16 protein-coding genes and 1 pseudogene are annotated in these 19,475 nt (G+C 44.5%); 14 read left to right on the top strand and 3 right to left on the bottom strand.

Annotated elements, in window-relative coordinates:
• Positions 1-8 precede the first annotated feature (8 nt).
• The 8 genes from infB (at position 9) to CKY02_RS03615 (ending at position 10,016) form a co-directional block, all read left to right on the top strand.
• Positions 9-2,738, top strand: a complete 2,730-nt coding sequence (gene infB / locus CKY02_RS03650; protein ID WP_112894268.1) for a translation initiation factor IF-2 — start codon at positions 9-11, stop codon at positions 2,736-2,738.
• Between the two features lie 65 nt (positions 2,739-2,803).
• Positions 2,804-3,214: a 30S ribosome-binding factor RbfA gene (gene rbfA / locus CKY02_RS03645; protein ID WP_049585104.1), complete on the top strand. Its 411-nt coding sequence runs from the start codon at positions 2,804-2,806 to the stop codon at positions 3,212-3,214.
• Entirely contained in the window at positions 3,214-4,161 is a 948-nt protein-coding gene (truB, locus tag CKY02_RS03640; protein ID WP_112894267.1) for a tRNA pseudouridine(55) synthase TruB, read from the top strand. Before rbfA ends, truB begins: the two co-directional genes overlap by 1 nt.
• A 122-nt stretch (positions 4,162-4,283) precedes the next feature.
• Positions 4,284-4,553: a 30S ribosomal protein S15 gene (gene rpsO, locus CKY02_RS03635; RefSeq protein ID WP_015836102.1), complete on the top strand. Its 270-nt coding sequence runs from the start codon at positions 4,284-4,286 to the stop codon at positions 4,551-4,553.
• A 245-nt stretch (positions 4,554-4,798) separates the two neighbouring features.
• Positions 4,799-6,928 (top strand): polyribonucleotide nucleotidyltransferase, encoded by a 2,130-nt coding sequence (pnp, locus tag CKY02_RS03630; RefSeq protein WP_112894266.1) that lies wholly within the window; start codon positions 4,799-4,801, stop codon positions 6,926-6,928.
• 124 nt (positions 6,929-7,052) lie between these two features.
• The gene (gene nlpI / locus CKY02_RS03625) at positions 7,053-7,937 is read left to right on the top strand and encodes a lipoprotein NlpI (protein ID WP_112894265.1); all 885 of its coding nucleotides are present in this window, start codon (positions 7,053-7,055) and stop codon (positions 7,935-7,937) included.
• 101 nt (positions 7,938-8,038) lie between these two features.
• A complete protein-coding gene (yrbN, locus tag CKY02_RS26600; protein ID WP_105394837.1) occupies positions 8,039-8,119 on the top strand; it encodes a protein YrbN in 81 nt (26 codons plus the stop codon).
• On the top strand, positions 8,109-10,016 hold the full coding sequence (locus CKY02_RS03615; RefSeq protein WP_112894264.1) for a DEAD/DEAH family ATP-dependent RNA helicase: 1,908 nt from the start codon (positions 8,109-8,111) through the stop codon (positions 10,014-10,016). The genes yrbN and CKY02_RS03615 overlap by 11 nt, the downstream gene beginning before the upstream one ends.
• A gap of 139 nt (positions 10,017-10,155) precedes the next feature.
• Here the strand turns inward: CKY02_RS03615 and CKY02_RS03610 are convergent, their stop codons facing one another.
• The 3 genes from CKY02_RS03610 to CKY02_RS03600 all read right to left on the bottom strand — a co-directional run bounded on the left by CKY02_RS03610 (position 10,156) and on the right by CKY02_RS03600 (position 14,545).
• A complete protein-coding gene (locus tag CKY02_RS03610; protein ID WP_112894263.1) occupies positions 10,156-11,958 on the bottom strand; it encodes a carbon starvation CstA family protein in 1,803 nt (600 codons plus the stop codon).
• A gap of 170 nt (positions 11,959-12,128) precedes the next feature.
• Entirely contained in the window at positions 12,129-12,845 is a 717-nt protein-coding gene (gene btsR, locus CKY02_RS03605; RefSeq protein ID WP_112894262.1) for a two-component system response regulator BtsR, read from the bottom strand.
• Positions 12,846-12,847: 2 nt separating this feature from the next.
• Positions 12,848-14,545 (bottom strand): sensor histidine kinase, encoded by a 1,698-nt coding sequence (locus CKY02_RS03600; RefSeq protein WP_112894261.1) that lies wholly within the window; start codon positions 14,543-14,545, stop codon positions 12,848-12,850.
• A gap of 237 nt (positions 14,546-14,782) precedes the next feature.
• On the opposite strand from CKY02_RS03600, the gene CKY02_RS03595 reads away from it, so the two are divergent.
• The 6 genes and pseudogenes from CKY02_RS03595 to CKY02_RS03570 form a co-directional block, all read left to right on the top strand.
• A complete protein-coding gene (locus CKY02_RS03595) occupies positions 14,783-15,754 on the top strand; it encodes an HlyD family secretion protein (protein WP_112894260.1) in 972 nt (323 codons plus the stop codon).
• A 7-nt stretch (positions 15,755-15,761) separates the two neighbouring features.
• Positions 15,762-16,907, top strand: coding sequence for an ABC transporter permease (locus tag CKY02_RS03590; RefSeq protein ID WP_112894259.1), 1,146 nt, complete (start codon positions 15,762-15,764; stop codon positions 16,905-16,907).
• Positions 16,907-18,052, top strand: a complete 1,146-nt coding sequence (locus CKY02_RS03585; RefSeq protein WP_112894258.1) for an ABC transporter permease — start codon at positions 16,907-16,909, stop codon at positions 18,050-18,052. The genes CKY02_RS03590 and CKY02_RS03585 overlap by 1 nt, the downstream gene beginning before the upstream one ends.
• 180 nt (positions 18,053-18,232) lie before the next feature.
• On the top strand, positions 18,233-18,478 hold the full coding sequence (locus CKY02_RS03580) for a type II toxin-antitoxin system RelE/ParE family toxin (protein WP_112894257.1): 246 nt from the start codon (positions 18,233-18,235) through the stop codon (positions 18,476-18,478).
• Entirely contained in the window at positions 18,471-18,758 is a 288-nt protein-coding gene (locus CKY02_RS03575) for a helix-turn-helix domain-containing protein (RefSeq protein WP_112894256.1), read from the top strand. Before CKY02_RS03580 ends, CKY02_RS03575 begins: the two co-directional genes overlap by 8 nt.
• A gap of 34 nt (positions 18,759-18,792) precedes the next feature.
• Positions 18,793-19,449 (top strand): annotated as a pseudogene (locus CKY02_RS03570) (RNA-guided endonuclease InsQ/TnpB family protein); the annotation flags it as partial.
• Between the last annotated feature and the right edge of the window lie 26 nt (positions 19,450-19,475).

The raw sequence follows: 19,475 nt of genomic DNA, 5'->3' as shown, positions 1-19,475 counted from the left end.
GGAACAGCATGACAGATGTAACCGTAAAATCACTGGCAGAAGAGATACAGACTTCGGTTGATCGCCTGGTACAGCAATTTGCTGATGCAGGGATTAAAAAAACCGAAACTGATTTTGTCTCCCAGAAAGAAAAAGAAGCTTTACTGGCACATTTGAACCGCGAACAAGGTGGTTCAGCTGGTAAACCCGATAAATTAACATTGCAGCGTAAGACACGTAGTACGTTGAATGTTTCAGGCACCGATGGTAAAAGCAAACCGGTAGCCGTTGAGGTCCGCAAAAAGCGTACATATGTGAACCGTGATGCAGTTGAACAGGCTAAAGCGGAAGATCAGGCGAAGCGTGAAGCGGAAGAGCAAGCACGGCGCGAAGCAGAAGAAAAAGCGCAACGCGAAGCCGAAACAGCAGCGAAGAAACTCGCTGAAGAGCAGGCTAAACGTGAGGCAGAAGACAAGGCCAAACGTGAAGCAGCTGAAAAAGCTAAGCGCCCGGCAGCGGAAAATGAAAAAGTGACCAATCAACATACCGAACATAAACAAAAACCAGCACAGACTGATAAAACAACTCAAAGTGAAAAAGCACGCCGTGAAGCAGAAGCTGCCGATCTTAAGCGTAAAGCAGAAGAAGAGATGCGTCGTAAGGTAGAGGAAGAAGCTAAACGCGTTGCTGAGGAAGCTCGTCGTATGGCTGAAGAGAATCAGGATAAGTGGTCAAGTGATTCAGATTCCATTGATAGCGATGATTATCATGTCACTACCTCCCGTCATGCCCGTGCAGCAGAAGACGAAAATGATGCTAAAGTTGAAGGTGATCGTCGTGCCCGCAGTCGTAGTGGTAAGGCTACTCGCCAGAAGAAAAATAATAAACATTCTGAATCTAAAGCAGATCGTGAAGAAGCCCGTGCAGTTGGTCGTACAAAAGGCAAGCAACGTAAAACCAGTACATTGCAACAAAGCTTCAATAAGCCTGTAGCTGCTGTTAACCGTGATGTTGTGATCGGTGAAACTATTACAGTTGCTGAATTGGCGAATAAAATGGCTGTCAAAGGTTCTCAGGTCATCAAAGCCATGATGAAAATGGGTGCAATGGCAACCATCAACCAGGTGATCGATCAGGAAACCGCACAGCTGGTCGCTGAAGAAATGGGTCATAAAGTTATCCTGCGTCGTGAGAATGAGCTGGAAGAAGCGCTGATGAGCGACCGCGATATAGGTGAAGCTGTTGCTGAATCGCGTGCGCCGGTTGTGACCATCATGGGTCACGTTGACCACGGTAAAACTTCTCTGCTGGATTATATTCGTTCTACGAAAGTTGCTTCTGGTGAGGCGGGTGGTATTACTCAGCATATCGGTGCTTACCATGTTGAAACTGAAAGTGGCATGATTACTTTCCTGGATACCCCAGGGCATGCTGCATTTACTTCAATGCGTGCACGCGGTGCAAAAGCTACCGACATCGTGGTCCTGGTTGTTGCTGCTGATGATGGTGTGATGCCTCAGACTATCGAAGCTATTCAGCATGCAAAAGCAGCGAATGTGCCTGTAGTTGTTGCGGTTAACAAGATCGACAAACCAGAAGCTGATCCGGATCGCGTGAAGAGTGAGCTTTCTCAGCACGGTGTTCAGCCTGAAGAATGGGGTGGTGAAACTCAGTTTATCAATGTATCCGCTAAAGCGGGTATTGGTATTGATGAATTGCTGGACGCAATCTTACTTCAAGCTGAAGTTCTTGAACTAAAAGCAGTCCGTTCTGGTATGGCAAGCGGCGTTGTTATCGAATCATTCTTGGATAAAGGCCGTGGTCCGGTTGCGACAGTGCTGGTTCAGGAAGGTACTTTGAACAAAGGTGATATAGTACTTTGTGGCTTTGAATATGGACGAGTTCGGGCAATGCGTGACGAGCTAGGTCGTGAAGTGTTCTCCGCGGGGCCATCTATTCCAGTGGAAATCCTTGGCCTATCCAACGTACCTGCGGCTGGTGATGAAGCAACGGTTGTACGTGATGAGAAGAAAGCTCGTGAAGTTGCTCTGTATCGTCAGGGTAAATTCCGTGAGGTCAAACTGGCTCGCCAGCAGAAATCTAAACTGGAAAACATGTTTGCTAACATGGAAGAAGGGGAAGTTTCTGAATTGAATATTGTTCTGAAATCTGACGTTCAGGGATCATGTGAAGCGATCCGCGAAGCATTGGAACAATTGTCTACTGATGAAGTGAAAGTGAAAATCATCGGCTCTGGCGTAGGTGGTATTACTGAAACTGATGCAACACTGGCTGCTGCTTCTAATGCAATTATTCTAGGCTTCAATGTTCGCGCCGATGCTTCTGCACGCCGAGTTGTTGAAAATGAAAGTTTGGATCTGCGTTATTACTCTGTTATCTATAGCCTGATTGATGAGGTTAAACAGGCAATGAGTGGTATGCTGGCACCTGAATATAAACAGCAGATCATGGGACTAGCAGAAGTTCGTGATGTGTTTAAATCACCGAAATTTGGTGCGATTGCAGGTTGTATGGTGACCGAAGGTACTATTAAACGTAATAATCCAATTCGCGTGTTGCGTGATAACGTAGTGATTTATGAAGGTGAATTGGAATCCCTTCGCCGTTTTAAAGATGACGTTAACGAAGTCCGTAATGGCATGGAATGTGGTATCGGTGTTAAGAACTACAACGATGTTCGTGTTGGTGACATGATCGAAGTATTTGAAGTTATTGAAGTTAAACGATCTATCGCTTAATTCCTACCACTGGTTAATTTCATTATTGGGGGGCTTTTGCCCCCCAAATGTCAGGAGATATAACAATGGCAAGAGAATTCAGTCGTACTCAGCGCGTTGCACAGGAAATGCAAAAAGAGATTGCCATCATTTTACAGCGAGAAGTGAAAGATCCCCGAATCGGTATGGCGACTGTTTCTGGCGTTGAAGTTTCTCGTGATTTGGCTTATGCCAAAGTATTCGTCACTTTTCTGAATGTGTTGACTGAAGAACATGATTCCGATGTGGTAAAGAATGGTATTAAGGCATTAAATGAAGCTTCTGGTTTTATTCGCTCTCTGCTGGGTAAAGCAATGCGTTTGCGTGTCGTACCAGAACTGACTTTCTCCTACGATAATTCCCTGGTAGAGGGGATGAGGATGTCCAATCTGGTTACTAATGTTGTAAAGAATGATGAACAGCGCCGGGCTTCTGCGGATCACAAAGAGGAGAAGTAATGGGGCATCGTCGTCGCGGTCGTGATATACATGGTGTGTTGTTACTGGATAAGCCGCAGGATATTTCTTCTAATGATGCGTTACAAAAAGTAAAACGTATTTTCAACGCTAGCAAAGCTGGTCACACTGGTGCGTTGGATCCATTGGCAACCGGTATGCTACCGGTTTGCCTTGGTGAAGCGACGAAGTTTTCCCAGTTCTTACTTGATTCTGACAAGCGTTATCGAGTGATAGCTCGTCTTGGTCAGCGAACTGACACATCTGATTCACACGGGCAAATCATCAGTGAAAGGGCAATCCAGCTAAGTCAGGTTCAACTTGATGCAGCTTTGGATAAATTCCGTGGTGATACCATGCAAATTCCTTCCATGTATTCTGCACTGAAATATCAGGGAAAACCATTGTATGAGTATGCTCGTCAGGGTATTGAGGTAGAACGCGAAGCACGGCCAATTACAGTCTATGAATTACAGTTTATCCGTTGGGAAGATGATGAACTGGAATTGGAAATACACTGTTCGAAAGGCACTTATATTCGCACTATTATTGATGACTTAGGTGAATTATTAGGCTGTGGTGCTCACGTTATTTATTTAAGACGTTTACAGGTAGCGAATTATCCAAATGATCGCATGGTGACACTTGAGCAATTATATGAATTACAACAGCAAGCCAAAGATCAGGAAATACCTGTGGGCGAATTAATTGATTCATTACTATTACCAATGGATAGTGCAATTGCTCATTTCCCAGAGGTTAATTTGATTCAAGTAGTTGCGGCTTATTTTAAACAAGGTCAGGCGGTGCGCAGTGCCAAATCCCCAGCTTTAGTTGAAAGTATGGTACGTGTAACTGAAGGTGATGAACGGAAATTCATTGGCATTGCTGTTATCAATGATGATGGGCTTGTTGCTCCCCGCCGTTTAGTTGTTGAAAGCCGGGATTAGGGTATTTTGGGTTATCTTGCGCTTAACTTATTTGCAGCGTAGAATGGCGCAGTTATATGTTGGGTGGCTGAATTAGAGATCGGCACCTGTAATTTTAGTTTATATATTTTTGGAGTTGTAATATGTCTCTAAGTACTGAAGCAAAAGCGCAAATTATTGCTGAATTTGGTCGTGATGCGAATGACAGTGGCTCTAGTGAAGTACAGATTGCTTTGTTAACTGCACAAATTAACCACTTGCAAGGCCATTTTTCAGAGCACAAAAAGGATCACCACAGCCGTCGTGGTCTGCTGCGCATGGTTTCTCAGCGTCGTAAACTTTTGGACTATCTGAAGCGTAAAAATGTAACAAGTTACACTGCGCTGATTGGGCGTCTTGGCCTGCGTCGCTAATCAAGCAAGTTTCAGTGGAAAGGGGCCATATATGGCCCCTTTTCTTCTGAGAAGCCATCATAGATAACAGCACAAAAATGCTGGTGGTGGTTTTTGTTAAGGCTCTTCAGTTACAGAGGTTCGCGCGGCTAATGAGAGTGCTTAAGGGAGTAAGACCTGTCGTTAGTCGCGAGGATGTGGCATGGAGAGATCATTCATTGTTGTCTGCTGAATATAAAAGGCAATATTAACGAAAGGATATTATTTTGCTGAATCCGATTGTTCGTAAATTTCAATATGGTCAACATACCGTTGCTATCGAAACAGGTATGATGGCCCGCCAGGCCACAGCTGCTGTCATGGTCAATATGGATGACACGGCTGTATTTGTCACTGTTGTTGGTCAAAAGAAAGTAAAAGAAGGTCAGGATTTCTTTCCACTGACTGTTAACTATCAGGAGCGTACTTATGCTGCTGGTCGTGTTCCAGGCAGCTTCTTTCGTCGTGAAGGTCGTCCTGGTGAAGGAGAAACGTTAGTCGCTCGTTTGATTGATCGTCCTCTGCGTCCTCTGTTCCCGGAAGGTTTCCTGAACGAGGTGCAGATTGTAGCAACAGTTGTTTCTGTTAATCCGCAAGTTAACCCAGATATTGTTGCAATGATCGGTGCTTCTGCTGCGTTGGCACTATCTGGTATCCCGTTCAATGGCCCAATTGGCGCTGCTCGTGTTGGTTATATTAATGATCAGTATGTGTTGAACCCAACCAGTGATGAGCTGAAAAATAGCCGTTTGGATCTGGTGGTTTCAGGTACTGCTGGTGCTGTTCTGATGGTTGAGTCTGAAGCAGACATTCTAACTGAAGAGCAAATGTTAGGTGCGGTAGTATTCGGCCATGATCAACAACAGGTGGTTATTGATAACATTAATGCGTTGGCTGCGGAAGCAGGCAAAGAAAAATGGAATTGGGTGCCAGAACCTGTTAATCAAGCGTTGCATGACCGTGTAGCTGAATTGGCAGAAGGCCGTCTGGGTGATGCTTATCGTATCACTGAAAAACAGGAGCGTTATGCTCAGGTTGATGCTATCAAAGAGGAAGTTACGGCAGCGCTGTTGGAACAGGATGAGGCTTTAGAGGAAGCTGAAATCCATGAAGTTTTGGGTAGCTTAGAGAAAAAAGTTGTTCGTAGCCGTGTCTTGTGTGGTGAACCACGTATTGATGGTCGTGAAAAAGATATGGTGCGTGCATTGGATGTACGTACTGGTGTTCTGCCCCGAACTCATGGCTCTGCGCTGTTTACCCGTGGTGAAACTCAGGCTTTGGTTACTGCGACTTTGGGTACAGAACGTGATGCACAGATCATTGACGAGTTGATGGGAGAGCGCACAGATCGTTTCCTATTGCACTACAACTTCCCGCCATATTCTGTTGGTGAAACAGGTATGATGGGTTCACCAAAACGTCGTGAAATTGGTCATGGTCGTCTGGCCAAACGTGGTGTGGCGGCAGTTATGCCAAAAGCTAATGAATTCCCATATACCGTTCGGGTTGTTTCTGAAATCACGGAATCAAACGGCTCGTCTTCAATGGCATCTGTTTGTGGGGCATCTCTTGCGTTAATGGACGCGGGTGTGCCGATTAAAGCTGCTGTTGCTGGTATTGCAATGGGGCTAGTGAAAGAAGGCGATAATTTTGTTGTTCTGTCTGACATCTTGGGTGATGAAGATCATTTGGGAGACATGGACTTTAAAGTAGCGGGTAGCAGTGAAGGTATCAGTGCGCTGCAAATGGACATCAAAATTGAAGGCATTACCCGTGAAATTATGCAAATTGCTCTGAATCAGGCAAAAGGTGCGCGTTTGCATATCCTGAGTGTAATGGAACAGGCAATTAACAGCCCACGTAATGATATTTCTGAATTTGCACCACGTATTCATACTATTAAGATCAATCCTGATAAGATCAAAGATGTTATCGGTAAAGGTGGTTCAGTTATCCGTGCACTGACAGAAGAAACTGGCACTACCATTGAGATTGAAGATGATGGCACAGTGAAAATTGCTGCAACTGATGGTGAAAAAGCAAAACATGCCATCAGTCGCATTGAAGAAATCACTGCTGAAATCGAAGTTGCTCGTGTTTACATTGGTAAAGTAACCCGCATCGTTGATTTTGGCGCGTTTGTTGCTATCGGTGGTGGTAAAGAAGGTCTGGTACATATTTCTCAGATTGCTGATAAGCGTGTTGAGAAAGTGGCTGACTATTTGCAGGTTGGTCAGGAAGTCTCAGTTAAAGTTCTGGAAATTGATCGCCAGGGTCGTGTTCGCCTGAGTATTAAAGAAGCGACAGTCGGCGTAATTGCTGAGGATACACCACTGGCTCCACAATCAGCAGAATAAATTTGATGTTATAAACGGCGTCTTGTAAAAAAGCGCCGTTTATAGACTCAGGGCAGGAGGCCCAATAAATGCAATATGGGTGATAGGGCATTCTTAATCAATGTCTGACTTTCGGGAGTAGGAAATGAATCTTTTTCTGCGCTGGTGTTATGCTGTAGCAATACTTCTTTTGGCAGGATGCAGCAGCAAGGATTGGCGTAAAAACGAAGTTTTTGCTATTCCGTTACAACCTTCATTGCAACAAGAAGTCATTCTGGCTCGTATGGAACAGATTCTTGCGAGTCGGTCATTGACAGAAGATGAGTACGCACAGCTTTTATATGAGAGAGGTGTGCTGTATGATAGTCTCGGGCTAAGGGCTTTGGCACGGAATGATTTTTCTGTTGCCTTATCTATTCGGCCTAATATTCCAGAGATTTTTAATTATCTGGGAATTTACTTCACACAGGCTGGCAATTTTGATGCCGCCTATGAAGCGTTTGATTCTGTATTAGAGCTTGATCCAACTTACAATTACGCGCGTCTTAACCGTGGCATCGCGTTGTATTACGGTGGTCGGTATAAGTTAGCGCAGGATGATCTGCAGGCGTTTTATCAAGACGATCCAAATGATCCTTTCCGTTCGTTGTGGTTGTACCTGGTGGAAAAGGAATTTTATCCTAAAGGGGCGATGGTGAACTTGTCGCAACACTACGAAAAAGCGAACCGGGGGCAATGGGGCTGGAATATAGTTGAATTCTATTTAGGCAAAATTAGTGAATATACATTGATGAACCGCTTGAAAGAGAATGCAACGGATAACACTTCGCTCGCTGAGCATCTCAGTGAAACTGACTTCTATTTAGGTAAACATTACCTAAGTCTGGGGGACAAGGATAGCGCATCTGCGTTATTCAAGCTGACGGTAGCTAACAATGCACATAACTTTGTTGAGCACCGCTATGCATTGTTGGAATTGGCGCTGTTAGGCCAGGAACAAGATGACCTATCAGAATCGGACCAGCAATAGCTGACGAACATTTCGAGATTGATTTGCAAAGTCCATCATCTTGACCGATGAGGGCTTATTTGTTCGTTTAATTAAATACTTTGAGCCAGTTCACATTTTAAATGAAAATGACCGAAATTTTTTTCGATGCGTTATGTAGACTGGCCGCCATAACTAATGAGGCACCATTACATGACCACTGAGACTGAAATCTCTTTTGCTGATCTGGGTTTATCAGCACCTATCCTTTCTGCACTGGAAGATCTTGGCTATGAAAAGCCATCTCCAATTCAGCAACAATGTATTCCCCATTTATTAAATGGCCGTGACGTACTAGGTATGGCGCAGACGGGGAGTGGTAAAACAGCGGCATTCAGTTTGCCTTTACTGCATAACATCAATGCTGAGTTGAAAGCTCCGCAGATCCTTGTGTTGGCACCGACCCGTGAACTGGCGGTACAGGTAGCCGAAGCGTGCGCAGATTTTTCTAAACATATGCGTAACGTGAATGTTGTTGCACTGTATGGTGGGCAACGTTATGACGTTCAGTTACGTGCTTTACGTCAAGGGCCACAAATTGTTGTGGGTACACCAGGACGTCTTCTGGACCATCTGAAGCGTGGTACGTTGGATCTGTCTAACCTGAGCGGTTTAGTTTTGGATGAAGCAGACGAAATGCTGCGTATGGGCTTTATCGAAGATGTTGAAAACATCATGAGCCAGATCCCTGCTGAACATCAGACTGCGCTGTTTTCTGCAACTATGCCAGAAGCTATTCGTCGCATTACTCGTCGTTTTATGAACGATCCGCAAGAAGTGCGTATCCAAGCGAGTGTAACGACTCGTCCTGACATCAGTCAGAGCTATTGGTCTGTTTACGGTATGCGTAAAAATGAAGCTTTGGTGCGTTTCCTTGAAGCTGAGGATTTTGATGCCGCGATTATTTTTGTGCGTACCAAAAATGCAACGTTGGAAGTAGCAGAAGCACTGGAGCGTAATGGCTACAACAGTGCGGCGCTAAACGGTGATATGAACCAGGCACTGCGTGAGCAGACATTGGAACGTCTGAAAGATGGCCGTTTGGATATTTTGATTGCAACTGATGTTGCAGCACGTGGCTTGGATGTTGAGCGCATCAGTCTGGTTGTTAACTATGACATTCCAATGGATGCGGAATCTTATGTTCACCGTATTGGCCGTACTGGCCGTGCAGGTCGTGCAGGTCGTGCGCTGTTGTTTGTAGAAAACCGTGAACGTCGCTTGTTACGTAACGTTGAACGTACAATGAAGCTGACTATCCCGGAAGTTGAACTGCCAAATGCTGAATTGCTGAGTCAGCGTCGTCTGGAAAAATTTGCTACTAATGTACAGCAGCAATTGGAAAGTAGCGATCTGGATCAGTACCGTACTCTGTTGTCTAAACTGCAACCTGCGGAAGATTTGGATATAGAAACGCTGGCAGCCGCATTATTGAAAATGGCACAGGGTGAGCGCCCGTTGATTCTGCCTCCGGATCCGGTTCGTCGTCCTCGCCGCGAATTCAACGAACGTGATGATCGTCGTCGTAGTGGCTTTGATGATCGTGGCGAACGTAGTGATCGTCCTCGTCGTGAACGCCGTGATGTCGGTGAAATGGAGTTATACCGTATTGAAGTGGGTCGCGATGATGGTGTTGAAGTTCGTCATATCGTTGGTGCGATTGCTAACGAAGGTGATATCAGCAGCCGTTATATTGGCAACATCAAATTGTTTGCAACGCATTCCACGATTGAATTGCCAAAAGGCATGCCAGGTGATTTGTTATCCCACTTTACCCGTACCCGCATTCTGAATAAGCCAATGAATATGCAGTTAATGGGTGATGCACAGCCATTTGAACGCCGCGAACGTCGTGGTGGTGGGCGTAACGGCAACGGTAACGGTAATGGCCCCCGTCGTGATCGTGAGAGTTTCAATGGTGGTGGCCGTCGCTTCAATGGTGAACGCCGCAGTGGTGAAGGTCGTGGTGAAAGCCAAAGCCGTAGCAGTTTCCGTGGTCGTGGTGATGATCATGGTTCATCTGCTCCACGCCGTCGTTATAACAATAGTAACGCACAGTAATCATCTGGACTGATATTTAAATAGTAAAGCGGCTTTTTTTACAGGAGCCGTTTTTGTTGCCAGTTAATTGCTTCAATATTTTTATAATAAAAAAAGCTGCTTTTTATACAAAAGGCAGCTTTTAATATGCAGAAAGAGACTAGTTACTTAATGCTTCAACGGGATTACCTGCACTGCGGGTGCGCCATAGTTTCAGCCATTGCATAATGGAAGAGATCATAATCACAATGCCGAGGATAACCATCACAATGGAGATTGTTCCGTTGAAGATGTTGAAACCTTTTGTTGCGGAGTTGAAGTAAACATTCTTCACCATCCAGTAAGCAGCATAGTTCACAGTAACGTACAGGTAAGCGAGTGGTATCAGGCAGGTCAGCGTATACCAGCGTTTTTCAGACAGACGTAGGATAATTGTTGCACCAATCATCAGGCCGATGGAGGCCATCAGTTGATTGGATACCCCGAATAGTGCCCAGACTGAATTGATATCGCCGGAATTTAGTAAGTAGCCCCACAGTAAACAGGCAACGATACTGCAACCAATGGAACCCGGTAACCAGTCGATACGTTTCAGAGGTGCCCATATATCGCCCAGGAAATCTTGCAGCAGGTAGCGGGCAACACGCGTACCGGAATCAACCGCTGTCAGGATAAATACGGCTTCAAACATGACGACGAACTGGAAAAAGTAGGATGCTAGCTGGCTGAACCAAGGAATGCGGGTGAAGATATCTGCCATACCAACCGCCAATGTGACTGCACCACCGGTACGGCCATACAGATCCAGACCAATTTCCTGACTCAGTTTTGGTAGATGGATAACATCCATACCCAATGTAGCAAAGACCTCTGGGGAGGAGTTAATAGCGAAATAGTCAGCAGGATATAGGGAAGTGGCAGCGATCAACGCCATGACACCAACGACACATTCTGCCAGCATTGCACCGAAACCCACGGGCAGAATATCACTCCACTTATCGATTTGTTTTGGTGTTGTGCCAGAGCCGATAAATGCATGAAAACCAGAAATAGCACCACACGCAATGGTGATGGAGATAAACGGCCACACCGGACCAGCCAGTACAGGGCCATTGCCATGAATAAATTCAGTGACTGCCGGGAATTGGATCTCCGGGTTAATAAAGATGACTCCCACAACTAGTGCGCCGAATACACCGATTTTCATAAAACTGGAAAGATAACCACGGGGAGTCAGTAGCATCCATACTGGCAGGGCGGTTGCAAAAAACGCATAGATTGGTAGTGCTAAGCTAACGGTTGATGTACGCAGACTCAACCATTCACCGAAAGTGGATGGTTGAATGTAAGGGCCGACAATCACACAAGCCATAATGGTGATAATACCTACCCATGTTGCTCCGCGCATATTACCTGTGAAGCGTTCCCACAAGCCGACACCGATCGCGACCGGAATGGTCATAAATACTGCAAATGTTCCCCAGGGGTTACGTTCTAGTGCGTGAACGACCACCATAGAGAGACCTGCCATAGTAATAGTGATGATGAACAGCATCGCAAGGCCGGTGCACCAACCAGCAATTGGACCAAGTTCTGTTTTGGCAACTTCTGACAGGGATTTACCACTATGTTTCATTGAGGCGAATAAAACAACCGTATCATGCACGGCCCCGCCGATAACACAGCCGATTAATAGCCATAACATACTTGGCAAATAACCGTATTGAGCAGCTAACACAGGGCCAACCAGCGGTCCTGCTGCTGCGATTGCTGCGAAGTGGCTACCAAAATTGACCCATTTTTTCGTGGGTACATAATCCTTACCGTCTTCCAGTAAATGGGAAGGTGTAACCTCGCTGTCATCTGCTTTCAGTACCTTTTTAACGAAGAATACGCCGTACAAGCGGTAGCAGATAACCAGAATACACAACGTGGCAATGACAAATGTGAGAGCGTGTTGCATTTCTCTTCTCCTGAGAGTTATAAATTTTTACTCGTATCTTGTCATAGGTAAAGGAAGCTATAAGGGCGTGTCTAAGTGAGTGGTTGTATGGCGGGTTAAGTGGTCAGATTCAGCAGGTGAGCGGCGAGTAAGAACAGATTAACCCGCTGAAAAGATGATGAGTGTCATGGTTACTTCAATCCTAGTGCCTCTTTCAATGGTTTCAAATAACGGCGGCTGACGGGGATAGTTTTGCCATTGCGTAGAATCAGTTCGGCCTGTCCGTGATCACCAAATAGGATTTCGCGCAGATGGGTCATATTGACCAGATATTGACGATGATTTCTCATCATTGGTGTGCGGGTTTCTAATGTGCGAAGTGTTAGTTCAGTAAATCCTTCCTGCCCATTGGTACACATAACATAAACTCCACTTGGGCGGGAGGTGACATAAAGGATTTCATCCAGCCGCACAAGCCAGATTCGGCTGTGGCCGGTGCATGGGATATATTTCAGCGGCTCTTCTGCTTTCAGGGTGGAAATATCCTGTTTCTGATACCCTTGCCGTAATCGTTGTAAGGTTTTGGTTAGACGGTTTTTTTCCAGTGGTTTTAATAAATAGTCAAATGCGTGCTCTTCAAACGCTTGTATTGCATATTCATCAAATGCGGTCAGGAAAACAATATAGGGACGATGCTCTGGATCGAGCATACCAACCATTTCCAATCCGGTGATGCGTGGCATCTGGATATCCAAAAATACAACATCGGGTTTTAGATGATGTATGGCGCCAATGGCTTCAACGGCATTGGCGCATTCGCCAATAATTTGAATATCATGTTCTTCTTCTAGCAAACAACGTAGGTTTTCTCGCGCAAGCGGTTCGTCATCAACAATTAATATATTCATATTCACACAGTTTTATTAGCCTCTTTAATGAGTGGCAAGTGTAAAATTACGCGGGTAAATTTTTCTGGCAGGCAATCTATTTGCACGCCATAATTTTCACCATAGCGAAGTCGTAGCCGTTTATCTACCAGACTCATTCCTAGTCCATCCCCCATAGAGACCGATTTATAAAGACCAGCATTATCTTCCACTTCCAGTATCAACAATTGATTCTGCTGATGAGCACGAATAGTAACTCTGCCGGTTTCTAATAACTGTGATGTGCCGTGTTTGATCGCATTTTCTACTATTGGCTGGAGAGAAAAAGCGGGTAATTTGGCGTGAATCAGAGATTCCGGCAGTTCAATATTTATTTGCAGATGCTCACGGAAACGCGCCTTCTCAATTTGTAAGTAAGCATTCACATGCTCTATTTCATCAGACAGCGTGACAATCTCTTCTGACCGTTTCAAGTTTTTACGGAAAAAGGTTGAGAGATATTGTACTAATTGACCTGCTTGATAACTGTCCCGTCGGATCACTGCTTGCAGGGTATTTAAGGCATTAAATAAAAAGTGAGGATTCACTTGCGCATGAAGCAGCTTAATTTCTGATTGAAGTAGTGATTGTTTGTTACGTTCATACTGCCCTGCGAGGATTTGGGCGGATAATAAACTGGCAATACCTTCTCCTAGGGGGCGGTTGATTGAGCTGAACAGACGATTTTTGGCTTCATAAAGTTTGATTGCGCCGATAACTTGCTGATTTTCTCCCTGTAGCGGAATGACCAAGGTGGAACCGAGTTTGCAGGTTGGATTGATTGAACAACGGTAAGGTATTTCATTGCCATCGGCATAAACCACTTCATTATTTTCAATTGCTCGACGGGATTGTTCTGAAGAAATAGGTGTTCCAGGGAGGTGATGATCTGAACCGATACCAATAAACGCCAGGAGTTTTTCTCTATCTGTAATAGCCACTGCGCCTATTTCCAGTTGTTGATAAATAACTTTCGCTACCTTCATACTGTTATTTTCATTAAATCCTTTTCGCAGAATACCTTCGGTATAGACAGCGATTTTTAGTGCCTGAGCAGAAAATGCACTGGTGTATTTTTCAAATATCGCGCGTCGGTCAAGCAGGATACGTATAAACATTGCTGAGCCGATACTATTGGTGACGATCATGGGGGCGGCGATATTTTTGACCAACGCTAATGCTTCACTGTATGGACGAGAGAGCAGTAGTAAAATGCCCATTTGTATTATTTCAGCACAAAACGTGACGATAGCGGCTGTCCAGGGATTAATCAGTCGGTTTATCTGACCACGTTTCATCAGATAGCTGTGAATAATGCCACCGATTAAACCTTCAATAATGGTCGATATCATGCAACTGAAAGCGGTCATCCCACCAAGAGAATAGCGGTGCAGTCCACCGGTTAATCCCACCAGCGCGCCGACACCGGGTCCACCCAGAAGTCCGCCAAGGACAGCGCCAATAGCACGGGTATTGGCAATGGAATCACCTATATGCAAACCAAAATAAGTCCCCATAATGCAAAAAATGGAAAAAGTAACATAACACAGCAACTTATGAGGTAAACGTACAGTCACTTGTAATAGTGGAATAAATAGCGGTGTTTTACTTAGTAGCCAGGCGATAACCAAATAAACACACATCTGTTGTAGTAATAACAACACAAGATTAAATTCGTACATAAACTTTCCGGGAGGATTTATGGATGTTATTAGTTTACAGAAACAGCTAATAATATTATTAAAAGTTTAGTTTAAGTGGGTTAATATTTGACAAGAATCATAAACCACGACACTATTATAAAGCGTTTTCCTTTCTATCAGTGATTATACGCACAAACATATAAGAAATTTTCCGTAGAACAATGCGAAGCTATAGCGTTAGTTTCGAGTCGGGTAATTTTGGATGTGTAAGACATCATGAAAAAAAGAACACTTTTTACGATTTTACTGGTTATTTTGCTCACAGCAATGGCTGTGTTATTTCGTTCCCATAACCAATATTTATTGTTGCAAGGTGAAGTTGATGCACCGGAAGTAATTGTGGCATCTAAAGCTAAGGGACGAGTGATTAAACGTCACGTTGAGCGAGGAGATGATGTTAAGGCAGGGCAGTTACTGATTACACTTGAAAGCCCTGAATTACTGGCCCAGGTTGCTTCATTAGAAGCTGCTCGTGATCAAGCCAAAGCGCAGTTGGAACAATCTCTTCATGGAACACGTGAAGAAAGTATTCGAAATTTGGAAGCGGGTTTGGCACAAGCTCAGGCCGAATATGATAACGCGGTACGTGAATATGATCGTATTCAGAATATAGCATCTAAAGGCTATGTTTCACGGAACGATCTAGATAATGCTCACAGAAGTAGAGATGTTGCCTATCAGAAAATGCAGAGTGCAAAAGCGGTATTGGATGAAGGTATGCATGGTGACAGGATTGAACTGCGTCAGAAATATGCAGCGGCTTTACGTCAGACTGAACAGCAACTGATTGAGTTACAAACCCAGAGTAATGATTTGCAGGTCAAAGCACCTGTCGCGGGGGAAGTTGGGCCGATTCCGGCAGAAGTTGGTGAATTATTTAGTGCTAATAGCCCCTTAGTGACATTAATCCGTGTACCAGAAGCTTATTTTATTTATAACCTGCGGGAAGACATTCTGGCAAAGGTGCACAAAGGGGATAAAGTCAAACTCCGTATACCTGCGCTAGGTGATAAAGAGATTGAAGCTGAAGTTCGTTATATCTCTCCAATGGGTGATTACGCGACTAAACGTGCCACTCGTGCCACCGGTGATTTCGATTTAAGAACTTTTGAAGTGCGTTTGTATTCCTTACAGCCTATTGAAGGTTTACGTCCTGGAATGAGTGCATTGTGGCGTTGGGATAAGTAGGTGACTGATGCGGAGCAAGGTTGCATGGCGTGGTTTCGAGCGTGCTTTTAGCCAAGAAATCCGGGCTGTGATTCGTAGTCCAGTTTTTCACTGGTTAAGCTGGTTATTCCCGTTGATGCTATTTGTACTTATCAGTGCTAATTTCTCAGAAGGGACATTGCTCAATCTGCCAGTATCGGTGGTTGATAATGATCAGAGTCCGCTGTCACGTCATCTAATACGTAACCTGGATGCGGCTTCCCATGCGCAGATTAAATCTTATGATGACGGATTGCATGAATCTCTTGAACGGCTTGGTAGTGCTAAGGATTACTCTTTACTTTATATCCCGCACGATTTTGAAGCTGATGCGCTCAGAGGAGACCAGCCAACCGTGCGTATGTATTACAACGCGTTGTTTTATGGTGCTGGAAGTTACTCTATTCAGGATCTCAGTGGATTAATGGCAGAGATTAATGCGAAGTACCGTTCTATATTAGCGACGGAAATGGGCCATCAGTTACCTCCATTAGCTAATGTCACGCTCGTTTATGATAGCCTTTTTAATGCCAGCGGTAGTTACATCTATTATCAGCAGTTTGCGGCCACAATTCATTTGTTACAGCTTTTTGTTGTAACCTGCACGATTTATAGCATGGCACGCAGCAAGACATTGATGACGATGAAACCATTTACTTTCGCGTTGTTGGGAAAATTTGCACCTTATACCCTGTTTTTTACTTTGTTGTTAATCGTAGAATTGGCGGCTCTGATTGGTATATTTGATGCAAAAGTGAATGGTAACCCAATATATATGGTGATAGTGGGTTTCTTCTATGTCATTGCCGCTCAAAGTATTGGCTTGTTGTTGTTTACTTTCACTAATAGCACACTGACGGCTTACAGTTTAATCGGAGTGTTAGTCAGTATTGCGACAACTTTTTCAGGTATGTCAGTGCCAGAATTATCAATGATATTGCCGGCGCGGATAATTGCCAATATTGAGCCTTTGACGCACGCGCTAAATGCGATGTTTGATATTTTTCTGCGTGAGGTTTCTTTACTGGGTATTTTATCTGTTTGTGCTTTATTGCTTATTTATCCGGTCGTTTGCTTTCTGCTAGTGCGAAACCGGTTATTTAAACGGCTTGGCTTGCCACAGGGTGATGAATAATGCAGATGTATTGGCAAACTTTTCGCCGGGTATTAATGGGAATGTTGGAAAAGCCCATGTGGATGTTGATGCTAGTTTCCTTGTGTATGATGAGTTTGGTATATGTCCGGCCAACAGTATGGGATCTACCGGTTGCCGTGATTGACCAAGATCACAGCTCTGCTAGTCGTGCTTTGATACGCCAGCTTAATTCTACGGCTAAAATTGCTGTCCATAGCTATGACAATTTGGCTGGTGCTCGTCACGATCTACTGCTACGTGAAATTTTTGCGATTATTATCATCCCGGCGGACTTGGAGAAAAATATCCTTAATGGAAAAAATATCACCTTTCCGATTTATGGTGATGCAACCAGTCGTCTTGCTAATGGACAAATTCAACAAGAATTGACTTCTGCTCACCGGCAATTGCTAAACGAATATAACAGCAAATTATTATTGAAATATGGTTTTAGTCCTGAACAGACAAAATTATTATTAATACCGATTCGTAGTGAAACTATTGGATTATTTAACCCTGGTGTCAGTTTTGCCGCAATTGTTTTTCCCGGTTTATTAGTGATGTTATTACAACACTCGCTATTGATATCTTGTGTGCGGGTCAGTATTACGATACGTGGTACACCGAAAGGTAAACCACCATTGCCTGTCTATTTGGGAGCGCTGTCGGCGCTATTACCGATTTGGCTTTTTCTTTCCATCATCTTTTTTGTGCTTTGGCCGTGGGTATTGGGATATCGGCAGGAGGCGTCTATTCCTTTGCTATTAATGCTGACGTTCCTGTTTATGTTAGCGGTACTCGGATTGGGGAAATTGGTGACAGAATGTATGCGCAGCGTAGAAATGATCTATTTGACGATCGCCTTGCTTACCACCCCTGTGTTCTATATTTCCGGCACAATCTGGCCGGTGCAGGCAATGCCTGATTGGGTGAGATTAATCTCTTCTGCTTTACCGTCTACTTGGGCAACAAAAGCGATTGCTGGTGTTAACCAGATGGGGTTGTCAGTACAGAATGTATTGGGAGATATCGCGATGATGCTGGTTCTTGGTGTGGTTTATACTTTGCTAGGAATTTTGATAGGTATGGTGCGTAATGGTGAATTCAGGAAAATAACCTATTATTTGCGTAGGGTGTTTAAGTGATGATTTATGTTTCCTAATTCGTGATTTATTCTAGTGCGATAAAAAAATGACCAGATAGAATGGTGTATATATGTTCTATTTTTATACTTATTTATAATTTTTTATCTATGCAATTCAGTTGAATAGATAAAGTTATGGTAATCACATTAATAGTTAGTACTTACCATTAAATATCTCTCTATGCGTTGTTTACTGGATCAGTTAGAGCAACGTGGTAATGGACTACGTTACCCATTGACAAGGCTCGTTCGGGATAGTTTATTTGAGTTACGGGCTTCAGGTTCAGACATTGCAAGAACATTATTTGTTTTTCAGAAAGGGAAGCAGATTTACATTTTACGATGCTTTATGAAGAAAACAGATAAAACACCACCATCTGAAATAGAGTTAGTACTGAAACGATTGGAGGATATGACATATGGCTAAAGTAACTCCTATCTCACATTCAGAAGTGAGAAAGCGTCTTCTTAATACACCGGAAGCCATACAAGCCTATGTTGAGGCTACAGAAGAATATGAGCTGCTGGAACAACTCACTGAGTGGCGGGAAAAGGCGGGTCTAAAGAAAATAGATGTAGCTAAACGGATGGGAATTAACCCGTCTGCGGTTACCCGTATTGAGAAGAATGTAACGAAAGCTAGTTGGCACACACTTAAACGTTATGCTGCTGCATGTGGTGTTGAGTTATCTTTAACTGCGAAGTAATACTACAGAATGTGTGTTCCATTGGTGGTGATATTTAAGTGCACCGGAAAAGCCGGGTGTTATCACCCGCGTGACAGGATGTGATATGGAGTTATCCCACTATCTTATCGAGTCGAACGGGGAGAAGGTCAATAACCCGCGTTACCTTATCAACGCCACCCGGAACCTGCGTCGTAAACAGAAATCGCTGTCCCGCAAACAAAAGGGCAGCGCTAACCGCGGCAAGGCCCGATTACGTCTGGCGGCAGTCCATAAGCGGGTAGCCAATGCCCGCGCCGATTTTCAACACAAACTCTCTCGGACAATGATTGACGAAAACCAGGCGGTCATTGTTGGGACACTGAAATCGGCCAACATGATGAAGGATCACCACCTTGCCCGCGCTATCGGGGATGCGGGCTGGCATGGCTTCCTCATGAAACTGGAATACAAAGCCGCAGCGGCGGGGGGCAAACTGGATCAGTGGTTCGCCAGCTCGAAAACCTGCCATGGCTGCGGTTACAAAGTGTCGGAAATGCCGCTAAATAAGCGGATCTGGCAATGCCCTTTCTGTCGAGTCGAACATGACCGCGATATCAATGCGGCGATCAACATCCAGCGCAAGGGCACAACAGCATGACAGGCGGCGGGACTCGTCGTTTCTGCCCACGGAGGCCAGCGTCAATCCGTCATAAAGACGGTTGCGGCCTGAGAGGTGGGAAGCCTCGCCGTTTTTTA

The organism is Photorhabdus bodei, from assembly GCF_003287735.1.
In the GTDB taxonomy this organism is placed as follows: Bacteria; Pseudomonadota; Gammaproteobacteria; order Enterobacterales; family Enterobacteriaceae; genus Photorhabdus; species Photorhabdus kayaii.
The sequence above is the reverse complement of the archived record's forward strand: the minus strand, read 5'-3'. Positions and strand labels throughout refer to the sequence as shown.

Bases quoted from the DNA above. Each gene is read 5' to 3' on its own strand.
- infB (WP_112894268.1), top strand. From the start codon at position 9: ATGACAGATGTAACCGTAAAATCACTGGCAGAAGAGATACAGACTTCG.
- rbfA (WP_049585104.1), top strand. From the start codon at position 2,804: ATGGCAAGAGAATTCAGTCGTACTCAGCGCGTTGCACAGGAAATGCAA.
- truB (WP_112894267.1), top strand. From the start codon at position 3,214: ATGGGGCATCGTCGTCGCGGTCGTGATATACATGGTGTGTTGTTACTG.
- rpsO (WP_015836102.1), top strand. From the start codon at position 4,284: ATGTCTCTAAGTACTGAAGCAAAAGCGCAAATTATTGCTGAATTTGGT.
- nlpI (WP_112894265.1), top strand. From the start codon at position 7,053: ATGAATCTTTTTCTGCGCTGGTGTTATGCTGTAGCAATACTTCTTTTG.
- yrbN (WP_105394837.1), top strand. From the start codon at position 8,039: ATGAAAATGACCGAAATTTTTTTCGATGCGTTATGTAGACTGGCCGCC.
- CKY02_RS03615 (WP_112894264.1), top strand. From the start codon at position 8,109: ATGACCACTGAGACTGAAATCTCTTTTGCTGATCTGGGTTTATCAGCA.
- CKY02_RS03610 (WP_112894263.1), bottom strand. From the start codon at position 11,958: ATGCAACACGCTCTCACATTTGTCATTGCCACGTTGTGTATTCTGGTT.
- btsR (WP_112894262.1), bottom strand. From the start codon at position 12,845: ATGAATATATTAATTGTTGATGACGAACCGCTTGCGCGAGAAAACCTA.
- CKY02_RS03600 (WP_112894261.1), bottom strand. From the start codon at position 14,545: ATGTACGAATTTAATCTTGTGTTGTTATTACTACAACAGATGTGTGTT.
- CKY02_RS03595 (WP_112894260.1), top strand. From the start codon at position 14,783: ATGAAAAAAAGAACACTTTTTACGATTTTACTGGTTATTTTGCTCACA.
- CKY02_RS03590 (WP_112894259.1), top strand. From the start codon at position 15,762: ATGCGGAGCAAGGTTGCATGGCGTGGTTTCGAGCGTGCTTTTAGCCAA.
- CKY02_RS03585 (WP_112894258.1), top strand. From the start codon at position 16,907: ATGCAGATGTATTGGCAAACTTTTCGCCGGGTATTAATGGGAATGTTG.
- CKY02_RS03580 (WP_112894257.1), top strand. From the start codon at position 18,233: ATGCGTTGTTTACTGGATCAGTTAGAGCAACGTGGTAATGGACTACGT.
- CKY02_RS03575 (WP_112894256.1), top strand. From the start codon at position 18,471: ATGGCTAAAGTAACTCCTATCTCACATTCAGAAGTGAGAAAGCGTCTT.